The following is a 4,230-nucleotide window of genomic DNA, read 5'->3' as shown; positions in this document are numbered from 1 at the left end:
CCGAAGTTCACAAAGGCGTCAGCCGGGCCGAACTCATAACCATCGGAGCCTTCGCGCGGATGGATCGATTGCCACTTGAGATCGTTCTCGGGCGAGATCTGATTGAACTGTTCCTTGATGAGAGCAACGTCCCTGGCGTTCTGCTCCGCGCTTCGGCGAAACGCTGCGCCGCCTGTAACCATGCTCCGGTTCACCGCCGTGCCCACGAGGAAGTAATCCTTGAAGGCATCCTTCAGCGAGGCAGGGTTGTCAGCTGCTTCGGCTCCCGCGCAAATAACGAGCAGTGTCGCGGACACACAAGCGAAGCATGCGATTGCTTTCATGGTGACTCCTGTTGCGGCACCAGTTTGAAAACTTTGCCGCGGGTTTGGACGACGGAATTGATTCCGTTGGCCAACACGTAAAGTTCTCCCTCGTCGTCCTCGCCCAGGGCCCAAATGAAGGATTTGATTCGTCCGTTGGGAAATTCCTTGAGCGCCAGTGGCTGGACGGTCCAGCGCGCCGTGCCGGAACCGGGCGGCGGAATCGTCGCGACCAGCAGCGTGCCGTCGGGGATGGCCATGCTGCGTGACCAGTCAGCAAAGATATATTTACCGAGGAGCGCCGGGATGGCTTTGCCGCGATAGACATATCCGCCGGTGATCGTGACGCCGTAGGATTGCGGATCCGTGCCGCGTCCGCGCAACGTTTTGTAGGCAAAGACCGGATCGACGAATGGCTTGCCATCGGCTCCTACGGTTGCGGCATTGGTCGGGGCGTGAAGCGGGTCCTTCGGATCGAATCCCTCGAAGCCTTCGCGCAAACGCCAGCCGTAATTGCCGCCTTTGACGATGACGTTGATTTCCTCCCAACGATCCTGCCCCACATCGACGACGATCAAGTCGTGCTTGCCGCCGCGATCGAAGGAGATGCCCCAGGGATTGCGCAGGCCGTAAGCGAAAATCTCCGGCAACCCCCTCTTGCCATCGGCGTAGGGATTGTCCTTCGGAATGCCATAGGGCGTGCCGTGTTCGACGTCGAGGCGCAGCACCTTGCCGAGGAGGGTGTCGAGCTTCTGGCCGTTGCCCTCGGGCGGATGACCGCGTCCGCGCGCCACGTCGCCGACGTCGTTGAAAGCGCCGCCGTCGCCCACGGTCCAGTACAGAAAACCATCCGGTCCGAACGCGAGGCGACCGCTGTTGTGATTCCAGTCCGGCTCGTCGATTTCCAGAAGGACGCGCTCGGAGGCTGGGTCGGCCGTCGCGAAGTCAGCGCCGGTAGTTCTGAATTCACTGAGGCGCTCGGCGTGATCCCATTGGAGCGGCGCGTTGGTGCGAAGCGGCGCACTATAGACCCCATAGAACTTGTGGTTGAACTTGAACTGCGGGTTCAGCGCCAGTCCGAGGAGACCGCGCTCCTCCATCCCTTTGCCCAGCGGGACGATCTTTTCCCGAAGATCGAGGAAGGGCTGCGCGGACTTTTTCCCATCGCGGTCGATGAGTTGAATGAGACCGGCCTGCTCGGCCACGAGCAATCGTCCCGAGCCGTCGGGAATCGGAACGAGTCCAATCGGCGCGCCCAACCCTTCGGTCATCAGCTTCAGGCTGATGGTTGGACCAGCGTTCGTCTCGGCGCGAGTCACTGGGTGGAAGACGGCGAACGCGAGAAGAATGGCCAGCAGCGTTCCATTCGTGGTTCTGTCCTGCATAGGTAAAATCAAGGTGACAGTTTGATCTTGAGATCTTTCAAAGGAGCGCCGGCCTTGTCCAGAAGGCGCATGCATCCCTGCCAACTGTTCTGTTCGTTGATGACTTTGAAAACGACGACATTGACGCCCTTTTTCAAGGTCACCTTTCCCTTGTCTGCATCGAGCATCAGGGTACGCGGTTCGCTGAACGCATAAATATCCACACCGTTAAAATAGATTCGTCCCTCATCGTTGCTGGCCACCGCCATGATCACGTCGGGCCTCTCCGTATCGCATTCGATGTAGGTGACCATGTAACCGGCTGCATGGTCATTGACGGTTTTCAGGACTGCATTGAAGTCGAAGTAGTTGGTTGACGCAGTGATGTTCTGCCATGTCAATTCCTTCCCGCCAATTTTGGCCTTGTCGCCAGCCTTGGGTCGAAGGGCGCCTTCGTCCCTGATCTGTTCCTTGAATATCGCATCGGCGCCGCTCTCTCCTTTGGGGAGAGCGATCGGGGCGAGCATGACCCAATCGCGGATGAATCCCTCTGAGTCGAGCTTCAAGGCATCGGCTCCGCCAGCCTGCAACAGCAAAGGATTCAACAAGGCAACCAATCCAATGGAAAAAAATCGCTTCTTCATGACTACTCGTATGGGTTGGCTTTTTTTACTGGAACCGTCACGCCATCTTTCGGCGGAGTTTTCAGCGTGTCGAGAAACGCGAGGATGTCCGCGAGTTCCTGTTCCTTCAACAGCACGCCGAGTGGCGGCATGGGCGAGATTGCGAGGTTCTCAAATCCTTTGGCGAGTTTTGCATTCGGGTCCATGAGGCTTTCAACGATGTAGGCTTTGTCGGCGCGAACGGCGATTCCATCGAGGATGGGACCAACGTCGCCGCCCTTGCCTTTCACCGTGTGGCAGGAGACGCACGCAGCGATGGGGTTGTTAAAGAACAATTCCTCACCACGTTTGGGATCACCCGGCGCCACCTTCACTTCATTCGCACCGACACCGGAGACTTTGTGAATACGACCGAGCAGCGTCAGCGCGTCGTTCAAGAACGCATCGTTGGTATTGGCAGCAACGTGTGGCAGTTGGGCGACGACGGTTTGGATTTCGGGAATGGTCGGGAACTGGGCGAGCTTCACAAACGCAACCTCACGCGTGAGCAGATCCGGGTCTTGAATCACCGGACTGCTGAAGAAAAGTTGGCGTCCGGCGTCGTTCGCAGGCAGCGCACGAATCGCGTTGCGGCGGAGCGCGGGATCCTTGTCGAGCAATGCTTTCTGATGCGTTTCCTTGTCGAGCGCGCCGATTCCTTCGAGCGACCAGAGGGCGTGAACCGCGCCGGTTCCGCCGTTGCCGGATCGCACGCGTTTTTTCAACGCGAGAGAGGCGTCGGTCATTTTGTTGTCCACGATCAAGCGCTGCGCCGTGAGGCTCCAGAATTGGTTGCCACTGTCGAGCGCCGCCATGAGTTCGGAAATCTTCGCCTTCGCGAGAGACTTGACGGAGCTTTTCGGACCGTCCTTCCAGACGACGCGGTAGATGCGGCCGTGAGATTGGTCACGCAGGTTGTTCTCGGTCATGTAAGCGCCGCCGCGACCGGTCGTGGCCTGGATGCCCGCGGACTGAATGCTGGGCGTCGGGTTGTGCTGAATGACGAAGCTGTAGAAATCGATCACCCAAATCGCGCCGTCGGGACCGACATCGGAGAAGATCGGCGACATCCATTCATCGCTGCTGGCGAGGAAGTTGAATCCATCGAGCGCCTTGTAACCGCCGCCGTCGCGTTGAATATCCATCATGCCAATGAGCTTCGCAGTCGGCTCGTTCACCAGCGCCTTGCCGAGCAGGCGCGCAGGCAGTGCGTCGCTGACCATGAAAGCATGTCCCGCCGCGGCCGTATACCCGCCGAAGTTATCCACCATGCGCACATTCGGCGTGTTGGGATGCATGCGCATGCCGGGAGCCAGCGACCTGGCGGAAGGAAGGCGGCGAACATTGACAGCAGCGCCATCGCCCGCGTTGTCCGAGCCAAGCCGATAGCCGGGGCGGAAACCATTACCTCCACGCCGGCCAAAGCCAGGCTGCGTCGGATTCAGGATGCGGGCGGGAAGATATCCGTAAAAAGATGGATTACCGTTCGCCGTCGAACCGAAGACATCGCCGTCAACATTCTGTCCGAAACCCCACGTGTTGTTGTTGAACTGATGGAGAAACTGGAGCGCGGAGCCATCCGCCTCGAAACGGAAAATGCCCTGGCCGAATTGGAGGTCCTTGCCACCGACGTTGCCGCGGAAATTCGAGTAACCCACCGCGCCGTAGAGCCAGTTATCAAAGCCGCGGCCGAGATTGCTCTGCATCGCGTGCGTGTCGCCCGTGCCCCAGCCCGGAAGAATGGCCCGCCGCACATCAGCCTTGTCGTCGCCGTCGGTGTCCTTAAGAAAGAGCATGTGGCGCGCTTCCGAAACGATGACGCCGCCGTTCACGAACACCAGCGAGGTCGCGAGGTTCAAATTATCGGCGTAGATGGTGAACTTGTCGGCCTTGCCGTCGCCA

The 4,230-nt window shown here is 59.1% G+C and carries 4 protein-coding genes; all 4 read right to left on the bottom strand.

Annotated features, from left to right (window positions below):
* On the bottom strand, window positions 1-323 hold a 323-nt coding region (locus VN887_15710; protein ID HXT41452.1), incomplete at its 3' end, for an endo-1,4-beta-xylanase.
* Window positions 320-1,687 carry a PQQ-dependent sugar dehydrogenase gene (locus tag VN887_15705; protein ID HXT41451.1) on the bottom strand — a complete coding sequence of 456 codons (1,368 nt, stop codon included), beginning with the start codon at window positions 1,685-1,687 and terminating at the stop codon, window positions 320-322. The genes VN887_15710 and VN887_15705, both read right to left, overlap by 4 nt.
* An 8-nt stretch (window positions 1,688-1,695) precedes the next feature.
* Window positions 1,696-2,310, bottom strand: a complete 615-nt coding sequence (locus VN887_15700; GenBank protein HXT41450.1) for a hypothetical protein — start codon at window positions 2,308-2,310, stop codon at window positions 1,696-1,698.
* Window positions 2,311-2,312: 2 nt separating this feature from the next.
* A partial coding sequence (locus VN887_15695; protein ID HXT41449.1) for a PVC-type heme-binding CxxCH protein occupies window positions 2,313-4,230 on the bottom strand: 1,918 nt, incomplete at its 5' end.

The sequence above is a fragment of the Candidatus Angelobacter sp. genome (assembly GCA_035607015.1).
Taxonomy (GTDB): Bacteria; Verrucomicrobiota; Verrucomicrobiia; order Limisphaerales; family AV2; genus AV2.
The sequence above is the reverse complement of the archived record's forward strand: the minus strand, read 5'-3'. Positions and strand labels throughout refer to the sequence as shown.

Excerpts from the sequence above, each read along its gene's own strand:
- VN887_15705 (HXT41451.1), bottom strand. The coding sequence starts at position 1,687 with ATGCAGGACAGAACCACGAATGGAACGCTGCTGGCCATTCTTCTCGCG.
- VN887_15700 (HXT41450.1), bottom strand. The coding sequence starts at position 2,310 with ATGAAGAAGCGATTTTTTTCCATTGGATTGGTTGCCTTGTTGAATCCT.